The sequence below is a fragment of the Dactylosporangium sp. NPDC049140 genome, from assembly GCF_040648435.1.
This window is the reverse complement of sequence record NZ_JBEZDS010000021.1, coordinates 151,372-168,722: the sequence shown is the minus strand read 5'-3', so window position 1 is coordinate 168,722 and position 17,351 is coordinate 151,372. Positions and strand designations below refer to the sequence as shown.

The window sequence follows — 17,351 nt, the reverse complement described above, 5'->3', positions numbered from 1 at the left end:
CCTCACCGCCCTGGAGTCGGCCACCCACAACACCCAGCCCACCCCCGCCGTCACCGACATGATCCGCAAGATCACCGCGGCCATCGACGCCGCGTAACGGCCCCGGGCCGTGTTGTCACACCGCGGTCGCCGAGTGCCGCTCCAGCCACTCGGCGACCGCCTGGCGGATGATGCCCGACCGGCCCGCCCGGTCCCGCCCCGCGGCCTGGTCGAGCTTCGCGACCATGTCGCCGGGCATCTTGACCGTGACCACCTTCTCCACCGGCGTACCGTCGGCCTCGACCTGGACGAAGTGGCCGCTGCCGACCCGCTCGCCCGACGCGATCAGCTCGCTCACGTCGTTGGTCATGAACCAGTCGGCGATCTCCTCGCGGGTCATGGCCTTGAAGTCCGGCACTGCCATCATTGCGCTCCGTTCCGCTGGTTCCACTGCACGATCTCGCCGGCCTCGGCCAGCCGGGCCCGCAGGACCACCCAGATGAACGAGTCATCGCCGCGCCGCAGCAACAGGGCGGCGAGGCCCGGTCCGGCGGGAGCGACAACGGCGAGGATCAGCTCGTCGAGCCTGACCCGCAGCGTCAGCTCGCCCGGCCGCTCCAGCGCCTCGGCGACGTCCGCGACGGTCAGGCTCTCCTGCAGGATCGCCTCGGGGCGCTCACCGGGCTGCGGCATCCGCCACAGGACTTCGGCCATGCCCCATCGTAATACCGGTAATACGGCGAAGCCACGCGCCCGCGCTGTCGAAATGGACCCGCGCCGCTCGACGCACCAGCAGAAGACGATCGATCCGAAGGAGAACACGAATGGTCCGGCGCGACCCTGCTCGAAGGGGACGCCGCGACCGCCCTGACCACCCTGAAACAGCAGCCGGGCCGCAACATCACGATCACGGGCAGCGCCACGCTGGTCCGGTCCCTGGTCCTGGCCGGCCTGGTCGACGAGCTGCACCTCATGATCTGCCCGATCGTCCTGGGCGGCGGCAAGCGCCTCTTCGACGGCGCGGACGGCCGGGTGCCGCTGCAGCTCATCGCGTCGGAAACCTTCCCGACGGGCGTAGCGCACCTGACGTACGGGCCGGCCTGAAACCGGTGGCGCTCGCGCACGGCGGCCACCATGCTTCCCCCGTGCCCGAGACCTCCCCGTTCGCGACCAAGCCCACGCTGCTCGGCGAGCTCACAACCCTGCGCCCCTTCCGCGACGAGGACCACGACGCCATGGCGGAGGCCATCGCCGACCCGGAGGTGCTCCGGTTGACCGGCTCGGTCCACTCCACGGCCGAGGCGGCCGGCCGGCGGCCGGTCGTCGACGAGGCGCTGCGGCGGTGGTACAGCTCCCGCAACGACCAGACCGATCGGCTGGACCTCGCCGTGGTCGACAACGCCACCGGCCGGTGCGTCGGCGAGGTCGTCCTCAACGAGTGGACCCCGGCCGATGCCAGCTGCGGCTTCCGCATCCTCATCGGTCCCCGGGGGCGCGATCGCGGCCTCGGTACCGAAGCGACGCGGCTCGTGCTCGACCACGGATTCACCGCGCTGGGCCTGCGCCGGATCTCGCTTCAGGTGTACGTCTTCAACCCGCGGGCCCAGCATGTGTACGAGAGGGCCGGTTTCACGGTCGACGGCATCACGCGCGAGGCGTTGCGCTTCGACGACCGGTGGGTGGACGCGGTGAACATGTCGGCGCGGCGTCCGGGACCGTGACCGTGGTGCCAGGTACAGGTCGAAGACCGGTGTCTGTGTCCTGGTGAACTCGATCTCCGTTTCTCTACCGTCGTAGCGTGAGTTTCTCTGCGGGCCGGCGACGCCTGTCGCGGTACCTGGCCGGGCCCCGGACGCCCTGGTCGGGGGCGACCTCCGCACCCTGCTCACCATCACGGCCGTGGCCACGGCGCTGGCCCTGCTCAGCACGGTCCTACCGGCCGCGGCCACGCTGCGGCGCCGGGCCGCACGAGAGGCGGGCGTCCGGGAGTAGCCGCCAACAGTCGGGCCGACGGAGGACAATCAAGGGGTGGAACGTGAAGAGCGCAGCGCCCGAGCGCGCCAGCTCGCCGACGAATCGGCCGCCCGAGGGGTACGGGCAGTGGCACTGACCTTCGTCGACAACGCGGGCGTGACGCGCGTGAAGACGGTCCCGATCGGCCGGTTCGGACATGCGGCGGCGTGGGGCGTCGGCGTGTCACCGGTCTTCGACGTGTTCCTGCTCGACGACTCGATCACCACCAGCCGCCACATCGGTGGCCCGGTCGGTGACCTGCGGCTGTACCCCGACCTGGACCGGTTCACCGTGCTCGCCGCCCAACCCGGCTGGGCCTGGGCGCCCGCCGACCGGCTGACCCAGGAGGGCGCGCCGCACCCCGGCTGCCAGCGGACCTTCGCCCGTACCAGCGCCGAGCACGCCCGGAAGCGCGGCGTCGACCTGCGGATGGCGTTCGAGGTCGAGTGGTTCGTCGGCACCGACGACGCCTCGCCGGCGTGCCAGGGCCCGGCGTACGGCATGAACCGCGTCGTCGAACTCTCGTCCTACGTAGACAGTCTGCTGGCGGCGCTGGACGCGCAAGACGTGCCGGTCGAGCAGTTCCACCCGGAGTACGCGCCGGGACAGCTGGAGATCTCCGTCGGCGCGGACGACCCGGTGGCGGCGGCCGACCGGCACGTGCTCGTCCGGCAGACGATCCGCGCCGTGTCCCAGTCGTTCGGCCATCGGGTCTCGTTCGCTCCGGTCGTGGTCGCCGGGCAGGTCGGCAACGGCCAGCACCTGCATCTGTCCGCCTGGTCGCACGGCCGCAACCTGTTCAGCGGTGGCGACGGGCCGTACGGGCTCACGGCACGGGGTGAGACGATCCTGGCCGGGCTGCTCGACCGGCTCTCCGCACTGACCGCGATCGGCGCGCCGAGCGTGGCGAGCTACCTGCGTCTGGTACCGCAGCATTGGGCGGCGCCGTACCGGTGCTGGGGCCGCGAGAACCGCGAGGCCGCCCTGCGCCTGGTGACCGGCAGCGCCGGCGAGCGGGACACTGCCGCCAACGCCGAGCTCAAGTGCTGCGACGGCGCGGCGAACCCGTATCTGCTGGTCGGTGCGGTGGCCGCGGTTGTGGCCGGGATCGCGGACGGTGAGCGGCGGCTGCCGCCCGAGGTCCTCGTCGACCCGGCCCTGCTGCCCGATGCCGAGCGACCACCCCGGCTGCCGCGTGGCGTCGAAGAGGCGGTCGAGGCCCTGCGCCGCGATGATCTGCTGCCGGAGGCCCTCGGCGAACCGTTGCTCGAGGCGTTCTGCGCGGTACGGCGCGCCGAGGCCGAGCTGTTCCGCAATGCCGATCCGGCGGCGATCGCGGAGGCCGGCCGGTGGCGGTACTGATCGACGCCCATTGCCATACCGTCGTCGCGGGGGACCTCGACGCGGAGGCATTCGAGCTGGCCTGTACCGAGGCGCATCTGCCCGCGCCGGCCGGAGCATCCTATTTGGACAGTCAGGTCGGCCTGGCCGTCCGGCGCTGGTGCGCGCCCGCGCTCGGGCTGCCCAGACACACGGAGATCGGCGACTACCTCGCCCGCCGTTCGGCCCTCGGCTGGCGCGACGCGACGCAGACCCTGCTGCGATCGGCGGGCCTCGCGACGTTGCTGGTCGACACGGGCCTGGCCGGCCCGGACCTGCTCGACGCCGCGACGCTCGGCAGTCTCGCCGGTGCCGCGGTTCGCGAGGTCGTACGGCTCGAGGCGGTGGCCGAGCACCTGGCATCCACGGGCGTCGAGGCGTCCGGGTTCGCCGCCGCGCTCGCCGAGGCCCTCGAACGCCGGACGGCCCGCGCGGTCGCGGTAAAATCGATCATCGCGTACCGCGCCGGGCTGGCCGTGCCCGCCGAGCGCCCGGCCGCGGCCGAGGTACGCCGGGCGGCCGGCGACTGGCTGCGCGGGGGCGGTGGCCGGCTCACCGACCCCGTGCTGCTGCGCCACGTGCTGTGGGCCGGCGCCGACACGGGACTGCCGCTGCAGGTGCACACCGGCTTCGGCGACCGCGACCTGGCGCTGCCGGCCGCCGATCCCGCACTCCTCCAGCCGTTCCTCGGCGCCGTCGGCGTGCCGGTCGTGTTGTTGCACTGCTACCCGTACCATCGCCAGGCCGGCTGGCTGGCACAGGTCTATCCGCACGTGTACCTCGACGTCGGCCTGACCGTAGGACACCTCGGCGTGCGCGCCGACGCCGTGCTGGCCGAGTTCTTCGAGCTCGCCCCGTTCGGCAAGGTGCTTTTCTCCACCGACGCGTACCTGCTGCCCGAGCTGTACCTCATCGGCGCCGCGCAGTTCCGCCACAGCCTGCGCCGCATGCTGGACGCCTGGCGGGCCGACGACGCGATCAGTTCGGCAGACGCGGCACGGCTCGCCGAGCGGGTGTGCGCCGGCACCGCCCGCCGGGTCTACGCGCTCTGATGCATTCGACACCCAAGTCTCCGACGTGCGGCGCACATTGCCGATCGCCAACCCGGACGACACCGGCCGACAGGTTGCCGGTTCGCGCACCGCATCGTCCGCTCAGCATGAACGCCGGGGTGAGCGCACCGTGGGGCTCCTGCGGACAACGTTAGACATCGCCGCCGACATCGGCATATCTGAGCGACATGTCCGCCGCCTCATGTCCCAACCCCACCAAACCAGCGGGACAACTGCACCGCACGAATGGAGACCCGAGCCGGCCCGGCCCACCGAATGACCAGCCGGGGACCACGCGCACGGGCCGCTCCGTCCCGCGAGCCTGAACGCTTTGCCGACCGATTGGCAATGTCAGGTTGGAAGCGCGGAGTTTGCCGAGGAGGCCCATGGCATCGGATGCGGATCTGATAGGCCGGTCGCTCGATGGCGACGTCGACGCCTTCGTGGAGGTGGTCGAGCGTCATGAGGTCGCGGTCGGCTCGTACCTCGCTCGTCGGGCGGGGCGCGATGCGGCCGAGGACCTGCTGGGCGAGGTCTGGGTGGCGGCGTTCGAGTCGCGGGCGTCGTACGACCGGTCGTACGACGACGCGCGGCCGTGGCTGTACGGGGTGGCGCTGAACCGGTTGCGTCGCTACTGGCGGTCCCGGCCGGCCGAGGAATTGGTCGCGGACGTGACGGAACTGGCTACCGGCTGGGATCCGTGGTCGGCGGTCGACCTCGCCGTGGACGCCCGGGCCGTACTCCGGTCGGCCCTGATGCGGCTCAAACCCGAAGAGCGGGAGGTCCTGAGGCTCGTCGCATGGGAGGACCTGACGGCAGCCGACGCCGCGCGGGCGCTCGGTATGCCGGCCGGCACCGCCCGGCGGCTGCTGAGCCAGGCCAGGACGGCATTACGCGACGCACCGGGGGTGTCCGCGCTTCTGAAGGATCGCAACAGCGCGAAGGAGAGACACCGATGACCGACGAGCTGGATCTGGTCGGTGAGTTGGGCAGCGCAGAACCACTGCGCCCGGAGGCGTATCAGCGGGCGCGGGCGGTGCTGCGGGCAGCGATGGCCGACCCCGGAACCGTGCGATTGCTGGGCGCGATATCAGCGGAGGACACAACTATGGAGACGAATTCCACCATGGAAACGACGACCACGCGGGACCACGAGTCGAGCCCGGCGATTCAGCGCCGCCGGGGGATCGGCATCGCGGGCCGGTTCGGCATCGGCGCCGGGGTAGGGGTTGCCGCCGCAGCGGCGGTCGTCGCTCTGGCACTCAACTCGTCGGCGACCGGGAGCGCGGTGGCTGGTAAGGATTCGTCGGCCGCCGTAGGATCGGCCACCGTCGAGGGGTCCGGCGAGCGTGCGCCGCTGCTGACTCTGGCCGGGAACATCAAGACGATGACCTCATCGACCGGCGACGCGTGGCTGGTGAAGGCGACCCAGGTCCACGGCACCGAGACCATGCAGGTCGTCTACACGCTGTACACCGACGGTCGCGAGATCTACACGGGCAACAGCGTGAAGGATATCAAGCGTGCTATCACCAGCCACCAGGACCAGATGAAGGCCGGCGGCTACGCTCCGCTCCTCCGGGCGGCCGTCTCCGCGGCGGACAGCAGCCCGGCCGACGGCCGGACCCAGATGCTCAAAGCGGCCAAGGACCCGCTGGTCGGCCTCAACCCCACGGCGCAGCAGGCGGAGTGGGACAAGGAACAGGCGGCCGCCCAGGCGATCATTAAGCAGAAGGGCGGCAACGCCGCGCCGAAGCCGTACAGCCCTCAGGCCGTCCAGCAGCACTTCGACAACGCCCTGTGGACGTACAGCACCGAAGCGCTGTCCGCCGGCGACGGCAACACGCAGGTCCGGGCAGGTGTTCTGCGTCTGTTGTCCACCATCTCCGCGGTCAGCGTCAAGGACTCGACCACCAACGGCAAGGCCACGCTGACGATCACCGCCGGCCCCGAGGTGTTCGGCGGCCAGGGCGGCGAGGTGCTGACCATCGACGCCGAGACCGGCATGCTGGTCAAGGACGTGTCCACCGTGCCGGGCCTTCCCCAGGCCTCCACGACGTACGAGTCCTCCCGTGTGACGACGGCCGACCTCTAGGCCGGCGACTTCCCGCCCACCAGCGTTACTCGCAGACGGGGGTAACGCTGGTGCTCGGCGATCGGTGACGGTTCGGGCCGCTTCCCCAGGCGGCCCGAACCGTCGTTTTGCTCTCGGCTGCCGAGCCTCTTGTGAGAGTGCGGCGGACCCGCGCCCGGAACCCACGTCGCGGGTCACATCCAGCGGCTCGCCCAGCGCTTGAGCCGCTACTACCCCGCATCCGCGCTCCGCCAGCGGCTCGCCGGTCTCCAGACCCGCGGCATACCCAGCTTGAAGCCGACCTCGCCACGGCGCCAGCCGCGCCGCCGCCGGGCGCCATCGCCGACCTGCAGAGCCTGTACGACATCCTCGCGCTGGACGTCGTCGCCCTGAGCGACGGCAGCCGCATCACACATGCCATCCTGCGGCCCATCGCGGGGTCGGCAAGGTGGCTTGCATGCCGGCCCCCGGCCGGCTCTGCCCAGGGCATCTCGGATTGCCCGGCAACGCGGATCGACGTAGCGTGGCCGGTTGCCGATGGCGGGCGTCGGCGCGCGTCGGCAAGGATTGGGCATATGCGGCGTAAACGGTTCAATCGCAGCATCGTGATGGCCCGGTTCGGCCTGCTCATCGCGGTGCTCGTTGCCGTGCCGGGCACGGTCCTCACCATGGCGTCGCCGGGATTCGCCGAGGGCGAAGGATGCTGTCAGGTGAACATCGACAACCTGCCCGCACAATTCCCCGCCGGAGGCGACCCAACGCCCTTCACCGTGCGCCTGGTCAACCAATCCCAGGAGGCCCTCCGCTACGTCGAGGTGTCATTCCTGCTGCAGGCGAATGGCCTCGTCGGTGATCTGGTGGACCTGCAGCGCCAGCGCACGTCCGGCGGACCGCACGACGTGGGCACGTTCACCCAGCGCGGTGTGCGCAGCGGTGCCGTCACGGCAACCGAACAGATCGACCTCGGGGCGCTCGCGCTGCCGCCCGGCGGTGGAGCGAGCATCACCTACCAGCTGTCGTTCAGCAAGAAGCTGACGAGCACTGCAATGACGCTGTCAATACAGGTGCAGCCCAGGCGGGACCGCACGGGCGCCAGTTCGGCCGGCCCGTACCAGTCCTCGATCGTGGCGGCGGGACAGCCCATCCAGACTCAACCGGCTTCGACGCTGACTCCGTCACCGGTCGGCGATACCCCGGCATCGGCCGGCGGTGCGGCTCCGATCGACCAATCACCGGCGACCGGTGCCGGCTCATCAGGCGGCGGCTCATTGAGCTGGCTGGCGTACACGATCGGCGCACTGCTGTTGCTCGGCGGGATGGGCGTGATCGGGACGCTGGTGTGGCGGCGCCAATCTCAGCGTCCCCCGACCGAATGGGACGAACCTCGGCAGTACGGCGAGCCCGCACACCCGTACATGCCCACCCAGATCGCGGCCTACGACGTGCCGAGACAAACGGGTAGACCCGACGTGCACGGCACGCCCGGCGTCCACACGGCGCCAACCGCGCAGTTCCCCTACGTCGATCCGGATCAAGCCTGGGTCGACCCACCCGCCGGTCGGTAAGCCGGCCGCCTTGTGAACCTCTCCTCCGCTTGCACCGTCACTACCGGATCGCGCCCGGTACTCCAGGCGCGGCCGGCGGCTGGTTCGCGCAATGCATCACCCGCTCAGCACGAACGTGCAGGTGAGCGGACCGGTGGAGCGGACGATGCACCATGCGAACCGGTGGATCTTTGCGCCAGGCATCGCTCTACCTGTAGACGCAATCCGCCGATGATCATCGGCATGCTGCCCGCGGTACACACCGGGAAATCGACGCCGAGTTCGGCTCGCGTGTCCGGGTCCGGCAGTGCCCAGCGACCGTCGATACCGTGCTCTGCGGGCGAACCACTCAGCACACCCGGCAGCGACGATGAACAAGTCCGGCCGGTCAGGCCGGCCGCCGCGATGATGAGCAGGAGGTGGGCCCATGACCGGGGCAACCGGCAGGGTGGCGCTGGTGACAGGGGCCAGCAGAGGAATCGGTGCGGCCACCGCGCGCCTGCTGGCCGCGCGAGGGATGCGCGTAGTGGTCAACTACGTCCGTAGTGGCACGGCGGCCGAGGAGGTCGTGACCGGCATCGAGGCCGCCGGCGGCCATGCCTTGGCCGTGCAGGCCGACGTGCGCGAGGCGGCGGCGGTCGAGCGCGTGATCGAGCAGGTCCAGGCGGCCTGGGGCGGCATCGACGTGCTCGTGCACAACGCGCTCACACCATTCGTCATCAAGCCGTTCCGGGACATGACCTGGGAAGAACTGGGCGGCAAGCTCGACCAGGAGATGCGTGCGGCGTTCGCGGTCACCAAGGCCGTCCTGCCGGCCATGACCGAACGGGGCTGGGGACGCATCATCTTTCTCGGCACCGGCCTGAGCCGCCGGCCCCGGGAGGGCATGATCGCATTGGGCACGTCCAAGGCCGCACTGGCGCAGTTCGCCCGGTACCTCGCCCAGGAACTGGGCCCGCGGGGCATCACGGTCAACATCGTGGAGCCCGGGCCGGTGGAGGACACCCGTACGTTGGCGCATGCGCTCGACGAGGCGCACAAGCAGCGGCAGGTGGCCGCCACCCCACTCGGCCGCCTGGCACACCCGGACGACGTCGCCCAAGCGGTCGCCTTCTACGCCAGCGAGGAGAACGCCTTCATGACCGGCACCACGGCCGCGGTCAACGGCGGAATGGCCATGTACTGACGCCCCGCCGTCCTGCGCACACAGTGCCGTACCGTCCTGAGCCAGCCGGACCGGTGGATCTAGCGCACGATGCACCATGCGAAGCGCTCCATCAGGATCTGTGGCGGGCCCTCGACGGATGCCTGACCGGCTCACATAGAGGTTCGCGCCGTTGACCCGGCAGAAGGCATCACGTCGCGTGTCCGCGATGGCGTTCGCGATATTCCTGGAGCGCTCGCCGCACGATGCCCGACTTTGCCCTCGCGATCACGGCCGGCGGCCTGTTCGAGCCACTCAAGCATCGATGGCGGCAACCGGAGCGTGGCCGGCCGAATCACCGGCATCTCCTGCTCGTCCACCTGCACCATCGGCTCGGCCGCGGGCTCGGCGCCCGCAACAAGAGCGCTGGTGTCGTTGTTCAAGAACCAGTCCGGGGGCTCGGCCCCCGGAGCAGACATCCCACGGGTGCCCGGGCTCGCGCTTTCCGCGAGCAGGTTTCACCCACCCGTGAGGCGGACGATGCACCGTGGGAACCGCTGGATCTTTGTGGCAAGCATCGTCTTGCCCATCAACGTCATCCAGCAGTGACCGTCGGTGGACGACGTGCCCTTGCCAACCATGGCGGAGCGAATGGGCGTGCGCTTGGAGCTACCTGTCCGACAGCGCAACGCCGTATACACGAACCGTGACGCTGCAAGTCTGACTGCGGGCTGTCAGCGACCCGGTGACGCTGACAGAGCTGCCGACTTCGAAGTCGGCCACGGGAAAGATCCGGAACACGGTCTTCGTCTCCGTCGAGCGGCGCCACATCTGGTCGGGACGCACTTCAAGTTCGCCGGCCCCTACGCTGAGCCCGTGGCTTGCTACGTTGGGTTCAATCGCGATGGTCCATCGCACAACACTGACGCACGAAGTGGCTCGTACTTCTACCGTCGCCGACAACCAACGCGGCTGGGACAAGTCACCGGCTCGGGCCAAGCCGTATACCGCGACGAACGCACGGCGTTCGCCGCTGAGCCGCCAAAGAGGCCAAGGATGGGAGGACTGCCGAAACTCACCGGCGGCGAGCTTGTCCGGCTCGGTTCCAGATTGGCGAACCAACTCAATTTGATTAACCCAGACGATCACGGAAACGAAAGAAGCCAGGACGATGGCAGTTACCCCGAACGGCAGGACCATACCGGTACGAGTCGGCGCCGCATGTCGCCGAATCCGTGACCTGGCATGACGCGCACTGCCAGGCCAAGGCACCGTGAGCAAGCCGCTCATCAAGGTCACGGAGCTGCCGACCATGGCCACGAAGATTTGCCATGATGACGTCGCGGAAGTCCAACCGCTCACCAGCGACAGGCACGAGCCAGCGAACAGCAGCCCGCCGATGACAGAGAAGGACACCCGTGGGCGCACATAGGCGATCGTACGCACCTCGATCAAACCCGCTCGTCACGATCAACGCCGGTGTAGCGCTCGCCAAGCAGCGGCCTGGCCCAGGTAAACCTTTCATCACCGCTGGGCGGCACCGACGCGTCGCCCCCAATCGCACCTCACTACCGAAGGAGGCCAGTGTGATCGTGCTCGCGGTCCAGGCGGTCGCACCGTCCGATGGTCGGCGCATCCACAGGCAGAGGATCGAGCCTCACGTCGAGCAGCGCGGGTCTACGCCAACCAGACACACAGCCTGACCTGGCGGCAGCTCGCCGCACCACCGCCTGCTCGCACAACGTACGCGGGGATACTGATCAACCCCAGTCGGCCGCGCACCCGAGTCGTTCCGGGAATTGCAAGGACGAGACGACTCGAACTCGACCTCAGCCGGCTCAGTTTCGAAACTGGTGACCACCGCGGACCTCGGCCACGGAATCGTCAACGAGCTTCGGTTCCCACAGCACCGCCAGGGCATTGGCCCTAACATCGCACGAAACGATCGGCAACGACCCAGCCCATCCACGCGCCATCACGAAGCTCAGGACCTCCGAGCGGAGCTCGACGTGGTCAAAGGCCGGGATGAACGTCAAGAAGCCCGCTTCGCCCGCTGCCTCATGGGCGTCGAGCGGGCACGACGATTCGGCAAACGACAAAAGGGTGAAAAGCTCAACAAATGGTGCGATCGCCCCAAGGCCCACCAAGACGAGATCATTGCCCCGGCGCCCCTGGAGGCCATCTGGGGCGAGCTAAGCCACGCCATACGGCGCCTAAGTCGAGCTGAGAGTCGTCGAACGCCGATCGACCCGAACTGCCCAGCCTCGCGCGGCCCAGCGCTGCTGGCATAGATCGTGAGGGGTGGTGGGTGGAGGCGAAGCCTTCCCTATCGGCAAGGCAACACAGTGGGGCGGACGATGCACCATGCGAACCGGACGATCATGCTCTCGGGTCCATCACTGACCGGTCCTCTGCCGCGGTCACGAAAATGATCAAGCGGGTCCCGAACGGACCACTCGGCTCGAAGCATGCCGCAAGTCACCTCACGGGTAGGCAACCCCAACAGATGCGAACACTGTTGTCGCTGTCCCACTGTTAACATCGGTCGAATGGCAGCCTCAGATGAGCATACGGCAATATCCGAGATCTTCGTGAACATCGTCGAACGCTTGTCCCACTCGCGACTGTATGGATTCCGCGAATCAGACAGGTCGATGTATGACTTCGCCTGCAACATAACTCAAACCCACGAACGGGTCGTGGTTGGCCAGACGCTGTGGGGACACAATGAGGGCGTTTTGAAAGACATGATTTCACTCCAGGCCAACTCGAGCCACCGAACTCTCGGAATCTATCTCTTCCCCGACACCCTCCGGGCACGCCGCGCCATCGACGAAGCGCTACAGCACATCCGGCGAATTCGAACCAACCCAGCGATCATGCTACGCATGATACCGATACCTTCGGACTTTCGAGCAGGCAACATCGAGGACCATACGCACATGGTCAGGTATCTCGAGAGACGGATCTCCGACGACCTGCTGCTACGTAACGTCTTTGGCAATGCGAACGCCGATGATCTAGTTAGATTCCAACGATTTGCGAACATTCCTGGCATGAATCTGGCAATTCTTGAGGCAATACATGAGGGGGCGACCCCTCTAGTCTCGAATCTTGCGTCAACACTAGGTTCCGCCAGAACAACTACGGCAAACAAATTCGACATCTTAGTCGCATCCGGCTTCATCGAGCTGAATGACGATCGGCCGGCCGGACTCTCGTCGAAGGGCCTCTTAATACGCGATATTGCAAGCCTCCTGAAGGCGACCTTGGTCGACCCCGGCGTACTAAATGCAGAACTGGATCTACTCCTGGCCCGCGTCGGAATATCGGTGCCTTCCGAGATTCCTGACTTGACGGACCTTAGATCACTCACACCCTACTACAACAGTAGTGACTCCCACGCACGTTGCATTCAGTTGCTCGCGGAAGCGATCAACGCATCCAACCAATACGGGAGCCCGCTGGCTTTGCCGCACTACGACAGGATCTAGGCTCTGAAGCCGACCAGTCGTATGCACAACACGCCGACCAGGCCAACGACCTCGACGTGGATCCCGGGTTTTCTCGAACGTCTCCCGCACCGCGCAGTCCGTCATCGACTCGCCCGGCTCCACGCCCCGCCGGCGCCGACCAGTTGTCGTTGTCGGTGCGATGGATCAACAACAGCTCGCCCGCGTCGTTGACCACGACCGCGTTCGCGGACGGCACGAGGCTGTTCACCGCAGGGGCGGAGGGATCGTCGAAGAAGTCAATGCGGCGGGCCAAGACCAGAACCTCATTCCGGTGGACTGCTGGGCGCCTCGACGCACGGGCCGACCATCTTCCCGCTGCCGACGTGACGCCGGCCGCTGTCTCGCCGCGCTCGAGGCAGGCACGCTCAACGATCGACAACCGGCGAACGGGTGAAGGTGTCGCAAAAGGTAATTACTTCGCCAATAGGGCGCCGGGACAAGACCATCGAGCGCATCTGTATCGAGCTGCGCTTCGACACGATCGGGTAGGAGCCGCTGGCCGCCTGACTTCCGGGCGTGAGCCGAGCAACAGTGGAGAGCGGGAGACGAGCCGGGTGCCCGATGACCGCCCGCTGCCGGTGGACGATCGTCGCACCCGTGAGCGGCCACTTTCCGCGGCTGGTCGGGCCCGCCGTAGATCGTGAGGGGGTGTGGGTGGAGGCGAAGCCTCCCCCACGGAGGGCGGGCCAGTGGGGCGGGCGGGACTCGAACCCGCGACCAAGGGATTATGAGTCCCCAGCTCTAACCTGCTGAGCTACCGCCCCGAGCGTCGCAAGCTTACCGAGCCGCGCAAGTGCAATGCCGCCCGGAAACGGGCACCGACATGAAAAAGGGCCTCCGAAGAGGCCTGAAGGGCTCCCGCGATAGGACTCGAACCTATAACCTGCCGGTTAACAGCCGGCTGCTCTGCCAATTGAGCTACGCGGGATCGTGCATCCCCCTCTGTTCGAGGGCGACCGGGAAAGAGTACAGCACGACTCGGGGGTCTTCGCCACCGGGTATCCGTTCGGGTGCCTGAGATCGGTAAACCGGGGCAAGATCCATGTGTCGGGACGACGATGGGCGGGTATGTCAACACAGGCGGCGCGCACCTGGCAACGATGATCCCGCGCCGTCAGAAGGAGGTCGTCGCTATGCGCGGCAAGCTACTGTTCCTCGGCGGACTGGCCGCGGGCTTTGTGCTCGGCGCCCGGGCTGGTCGGGAGAAGTATGAGGAGCTCAAGGCCACTGCTCTGAAGATCAAGGAGAGCCCGACGGTGCAGGAAGCCGCCGGGGTCGTCCAGGAGCAGGCTACGCGGCTCTACAGTGACAGCAAGACCAAGGTGACCGACAAGCTGGCCAACAGCCGCTTCGCCGACACTGAGGTCGGACAGCGTCTGCTGCACACGTCGCCGAACCCCGCGATCGAGCGGGATCTGGCGACCACCGGGACACCGACGACGCCGTCGACGGGGACCAGCTACTAGCGGTACACCCGATCGTGCAATGGCCGGCCCGGGAGCACCCGAGCCGGCCATTGGCGTCAGGAGGACGACGAGAAGGCCGCGTCGAAGGCGGCCGCGGGCGCGTCGAACGCCAGGCCGCGGACGAACTGCAGCGCCTCGGGGGCGCCGACCAGGCGGTCCATGCCGGCATCCTCCCATTCGATCGAAATCGGGCCGCTGTACCCGATCGCGTTCAACGCCCGGAAGCAGTCCTCCCAGGGCACGTCGCCATGGCCGGTCGAGACGAAGTCCCAGCCGCGGCGCATGTCGGCCCAGGGCAGGTGCGACGCGAGCCGGCCGCGGCGCCCGTCGCCGGTGCGCACCTTCGCGTCCTTGCAGTCCACGTGGTAGATGCGGTCGGCGAAGTCGAAGATGAAGTTCACCGGGTCGAGCTCCTGCCACACGAAGTGCGACGGGTCCCAGTTGAGGCCGAACGCGGGCCGGTGGCCGATCGCCTCGAGGGTGCGCTTGGCGGTCCAGTAGTCGTACGCGATCTCGCTGGGGTGCACCTCGTGCGCGAACTTGACCCCCACCTCGTCGAAGACGTCGAGGATCGGGTTCCAGCGATCGGCGAAGTCCTGGTAGCCGGCCTCGATCATCTCCGGGGGTACCGGCGGGAACATGGCCAGCGTGTGCCAGATGGACGAGCCGGTGAAGCCGACGACCACGTCGACCCCGAGCTTGCGCGCGGCCCGCGCGGTGTCCTTGATCTCCTCGGCGGCCCGCTGCCGTACGCCCTCGGGCGAGCCGTCGCCCCAGATGCGCGCCGGCAGGATGCCCTGGTGCCGCTGGTCGATCGGGTGGTCACAGACGGCCTGGCCCACCAGGTGGTTGGAGATCGCCCAGACCTTCAGGTTGTACTTCGCCAGCGTCTCGCGCTTCCGGTCCACGTAGGACTCGTCGGCCAGGGCCTTGTCGACCTCGAAATGATCGCCCCAGCAGGCGATCTCGAGGCCGTCGTAGCCCCATTCGGACGCCAGGCGGCAGACCTCCTCGAACGGCAGGTCGGCCCACTGACCGGTGAAGAGCGTGATTGGACGCGCCATAGTGCTGTCCTTCCGGAATGAAGGTTCAGGCGCGAGGGATACCTGCGAAATCTACGACGTAAACAAACAGTGGGTTGCGCCCCCACGAGCCAATCCTAAAAGACCTGGCAGCAAAGCAAAAGAGGTTGCCCGCCCGCCCGGACGCCGCGACGGCGAACCGGTCCGGAGTCGGCGTCACCGAACCGGAGGGCCGCGCGCGGAGCACTGTCCGGGCGGGCGGGTCCCGAAGGAGAGGCCGGTCGGCGTCTCGGCCCCTCCCCCGCCAGCGACGGCCGACGAATGTCAGCCGATGAGGGTGTACTCGTCGATGTCGAACAGCGAGCCCGTGCCGCCGTGGCACACGAGGTACAGCACCTGGGCCGTCGACGCCGACAGCGGGACCGCGGCCTCCCGGAACGTGTCCCACCCGCCCGTGTTCGTCACCGGCAGCGTCCCCAGCAGCGCCCCGGTCGGCGAGCCCGCGCGGAACTCGATCGTGCCGCCGGCCCCCGCCGACGACCAGCGCACGCGCACCCCGGCGACCGCGCTCAGCGACACGCCGCCGTACGCGGCCCAGTCGTTGTTGTCGATGAAGCCGGCCGTCTGCCCACCCGTGGCGCCCGCGTGCGCGGCCGTCTGCATGCCGCTCGTGGACGTCCAGCCCTCACCCTGCCGGGTGAGCGCGGTGCGCGCGATCGTGAACTGGTCGACGTCGAACAGCGAGCCGCCGGTGCCTTTGAACACCAGAGCGACAGATGTGGACGTCGAACTGGACAACGTCGCGAACACGTCGCGGTACGACTCCCAGCCGCCCGTGCCGGGCACGGTCACGGTCCCGAGCAGCGTGCCGGTCGACGAGCCCGCCCGGACCTCGATCGTGCCGCCGGCGCCGGCCGAGGCGACACGCACGGTGATGCCCTTGGCCGAGGAGAGCGCCACGCCGTTGTACGCGGCCCAGTCGCCGTTGTCGATGAAACCGGCCGTCTTGCCTCCGGCTGCAGGAGTGTGCGTCGCAATCTGCACACCGCTGGTCGACGTGAACGACTCGCCCTGCACGGCCGTGGACGGCGGGGTGGACGCAACCGAGCAGTCGCCGTCGACCCGCTTGGCGGTGTACCGGATCGCGCCGAACAGCAACGCGACGAACGCCGAGTCCGTGTAGCTCTCCTCGGTGTGACCGAAGCCCGTGTAGAACGAGCGCCCGCTGTCGATCGTCTTGCACCACGTGATCGGGTGGTCGCCGTTCATGGTGCCGCCCGAGTACGACGACTCGTTGAGCGAGGCGAGGACATGCGCACTCGCGCGCGGGTTCGTCTGGTAGTTGTACCACTCGTCCGTTCGTGTCCATGTCGCGCTCAGATGCGCGGTCGCCGGGTGCGCGCGGTCCTCGACGTTCACCGTCGCCGCCTGGATCGCCGGGTGCGACGAGAACCAGGCCCCGACCAGGGTGCCGTAGAACGGCCACGAGTACTCGGTGTCGGCCGCCGCGTGCACGCCGACGTACCCGCCGCCCCCGCGGATGTACGCCTCGAACGCCGTCTGCTGCGCGTCGTTGAGCACATCGCCGGTGGTCGACAGGAAAACGACAGTCTGGAACTGCGTGAGGTTGCTCGCGGTGAACGCGCCGGCGTCCTCGGTGGCGGTCACGGTGAAGTTGTTGGCGGCGCCCAGGGCCTGCACGGCGGCGATGCCGTTGGGGATGGACGAGTGGCGGAAGCCGGCCGTCTTGGAGAAGACCAGCACCTTGTACGGCGCGTCGGCCGCCCTGGCGGGGACGGCGAGCAACACGCTCAACACGGCGATGAGGCTGGCCGTAGCGGCGGCGAGCCACGAGCGGATGGTCATGACAGTTCCTCACGATCGCGTCGTTGCCGGATGTGCGCGCGCCGCCGCGCTGTCATGTCGTGTTGTGTGTGAAGTTGTCCGGGCCCGACACGTCGCCTGGCTGGCGCCGCACCGTCGCTCCGGTCGTACCTCGTCTCCGAGCCCGGCGCGTCACCCGAGTGAGGGCATCCGCACCGGTCGTACTTGTTCCCCGGGGCCCGGCGCGGTGCCCGGCTAAGGGCACCGCACCGGCGCTCCGGTCCTGCTCTCCACCGGGCCAGGTACCCCCGCCCGCGGGGCGCAACCGCGGGCGGTCC

General features: G+C 68.5%; 16 protein-coding genes and 2 tRNA genes. 10 read left to right on the top strand and 8 right to left on the bottom strand.

Going from position 1 to position 17,351, the window contains the following annotated elements:
* Positions 1–115: 115 nt before the first annotated feature.
* On the bottom strand, positions 116–406 hold the full coding sequence (locus AB0B76_RS30475; protein ID WP_360381941.1) for a ribbon-helix-helix domain-containing protein: 291 nt from the start codon (positions 404–406) through the stop codon (positions 116–118).
* On the bottom strand, positions 403–948 hold the full coding sequence (locus AB0B76_RS30470) for a hypothetical protein (RefSeq protein WP_360381939.1): 546 nt from the start codon (positions 946–948) through the stop codon (positions 403–405). The genes AB0B76_RS30475 and AB0B76_RS30470 overlap by 4 nt, the downstream gene beginning before the upstream one ends.
* On the opposite strand from AB0B76_RS30470, the gene AB0B76_RS30465 reads away from it, so the two are divergent.
* The 8 genes from AB0B76_RS30465 (at position 847) to AB0B76_RS30430 (ending at position 9,228) form a co-directional block, all read left to right on the top strand.
* Complete coding sequence (locus tag AB0B76_RS30465) at positions 847–1,083, top strand: dihydrofolate reductase family protein (RefSeq protein ID WP_360381957.1); 237 nt, start codon at positions 847–849, stop codon at positions 1,081–1,083. The two genes, AB0B76_RS30470 and AB0B76_RS30465, sit on opposite strands and share 102 nt — an antisense overlap.
* A 41-nt stretch (positions 1,084–1,124) precedes the next feature.
* Positions 1,125–1,700 carry a GNAT family protein gene (locus AB0B76_RS30460; RefSeq protein WP_360381937.1) on the top strand — a complete coding sequence of 192 codons (576 nt, stop codon included), beginning with the start codon at positions 1,125–1,127 and terminating at the stop codon, positions 1,698–1,700.
* Between the two features lie 379 nt (positions 1,701–2,079).
* Positions 2,080–3,354, top strand: coding sequence for a glutamine synthetase family protein (locus tag AB0B76_RS30455; protein ID WP_360381935.1), 1,275 nt, complete (start codon positions 2,080–2,082; stop codon positions 3,352–3,354).
* On the top strand, positions 3,342–4,424 hold the full coding sequence (locus AB0B76_RS30450) for an amidohydrolase family protein (protein ID WP_360381933.1): 1,083 nt from the start codon (positions 3,342–3,344) through the stop codon (positions 4,422–4,424). Before AB0B76_RS30455 ends, AB0B76_RS30450 begins: the two co-directional genes overlap by 13 nt.
* A 386-nt stretch (positions 4,425–4,810) precedes the next feature.
* Positions 4,811–5,383: a sigma-70 family RNA polymerase sigma factor gene (locus AB0B76_RS30445; RefSeq protein ID WP_360381931.1), complete on the top strand. Its 573-nt coding sequence runs from the start codon at positions 4,811–4,813 to the stop codon at positions 5,381–5,383.
* Positions 5,380–6,519, top strand: coding sequence for a hypothetical protein (locus tag AB0B76_RS30440; RefSeq protein ID WP_360381929.1), 1,140 nt, complete (start codon positions 5,380–5,382; stop codon positions 6,517–6,519). The genes AB0B76_RS30445 and AB0B76_RS30440 overlap by 4 nt, the downstream gene beginning before the upstream one ends.
* 554 nt (positions 6,520–7,073) lie before the next feature.
* Complete coding sequence (locus AB0B76_RS30435) at positions 7,074–8,063, top strand: hypothetical protein (protein ID WP_360381927.1); 990 nt, start codon at positions 7,074–7,076, stop codon at positions 8,061–8,063.
* Between the two features lie 406 nt (positions 8,064–8,469).
* Positions 8,470–9,228 carry an SDR family oxidoreductase gene (locus tag AB0B76_RS30430; protein WP_360381925.1) on the top strand — a complete coding sequence of 253 codons (759 nt, stop codon included), beginning with the start codon at positions 8,470–8,472 and terminating at the stop codon, positions 9,226–9,228.
* Between the two features lie 627 nt (positions 9,229–9,855).
* On the opposite strand, the gene AB0B76_RS30425 is transcribed toward AB0B76_RS30430, so the two are convergent.
* Positions 9,856–10,641 carry a hypothetical protein gene (locus tag AB0B76_RS30425; RefSeq protein WP_360381923.1) on the bottom strand — a complete coding sequence of 262 codons (786 nt, stop codon included), beginning with the start codon at positions 10,639–10,641 and terminating at the stop codon, positions 9,856–9,858.
* Between the two features lie 383 nt (positions 10,642–11,024).
* Complete coding sequence (locus AB0B76_RS30420) at positions 11,025–11,333, bottom strand: hypothetical protein (RefSeq protein ID WP_360381921.1); 309 nt, start codon at positions 11,331–11,333, stop codon at positions 11,025–11,027.
* Positions 11,334–11,735: 402 nt separating this feature from the next.
* Between AB0B76_RS30420 and AB0B76_RS30415 the strand changes: the two genes are divergently transcribed.
* Positions 11,736–12,680: a hypothetical protein gene (locus AB0B76_RS30415; RefSeq protein WP_360381919.1), complete on the top strand. Its 945-nt coding sequence runs from the start codon at positions 11,736–11,738 to the stop codon at positions 12,678–12,680.
* Positions 12,681–13,391: 711 nt separating this feature from the next.
* Here AB0B76_RS30415 and AB0B76_RS30410 read toward each other — a convergent pair.
* Positions 13,392–13,465: transfer RNA gene (locus tag AB0B76_RS30410), tRNA-Ile, on the bottom strand.
* A 91-nt stretch (positions 13,466–13,556) separates the two neighbouring features.
* Positions 13,557–13,629: transfer RNA gene (locus AB0B76_RS30405), tRNA-Asn, on the bottom strand.
* 205 nt (positions 13,630–13,834) lie between these two features.
* Here AB0B76_RS30405 and AB0B76_RS30400 point away from each other — a divergent pair.
* On the top strand, positions 13,835–14,167 hold the full coding sequence (locus AB0B76_RS30400; RefSeq protein WP_360381955.1) for a hypothetical protein: 333 nt from the start codon (positions 13,835–13,837) through the stop codon (positions 14,165–14,167).
* A gap of 56 nt (positions 14,168–14,223) precedes the next feature.
* Here AB0B76_RS30400 and AB0B76_RS30395 read toward each other — a convergent pair whose 3' ends face one another.
* Positions 14,224–15,231, bottom strand: a complete 1,008-nt coding sequence (locus AB0B76_RS30395; RefSeq protein ID WP_360381917.1) for a sugar phosphate isomerase/epimerase family protein — start codon at positions 15,229–15,231, stop codon at positions 14,224–14,226.
* Positions 15,232–15,513: 282 nt separating this feature from the next.
* Entirely contained in the window at positions 15,514–17,055 is a 1,542-nt protein-coding gene (locus AB0B76_RS30390) for a ThuA domain-containing protein (RefSeq protein ID WP_360381915.1), read from the bottom strand.
* Positions 17,056–17,351: the final 296 nt, after the last annotated feature.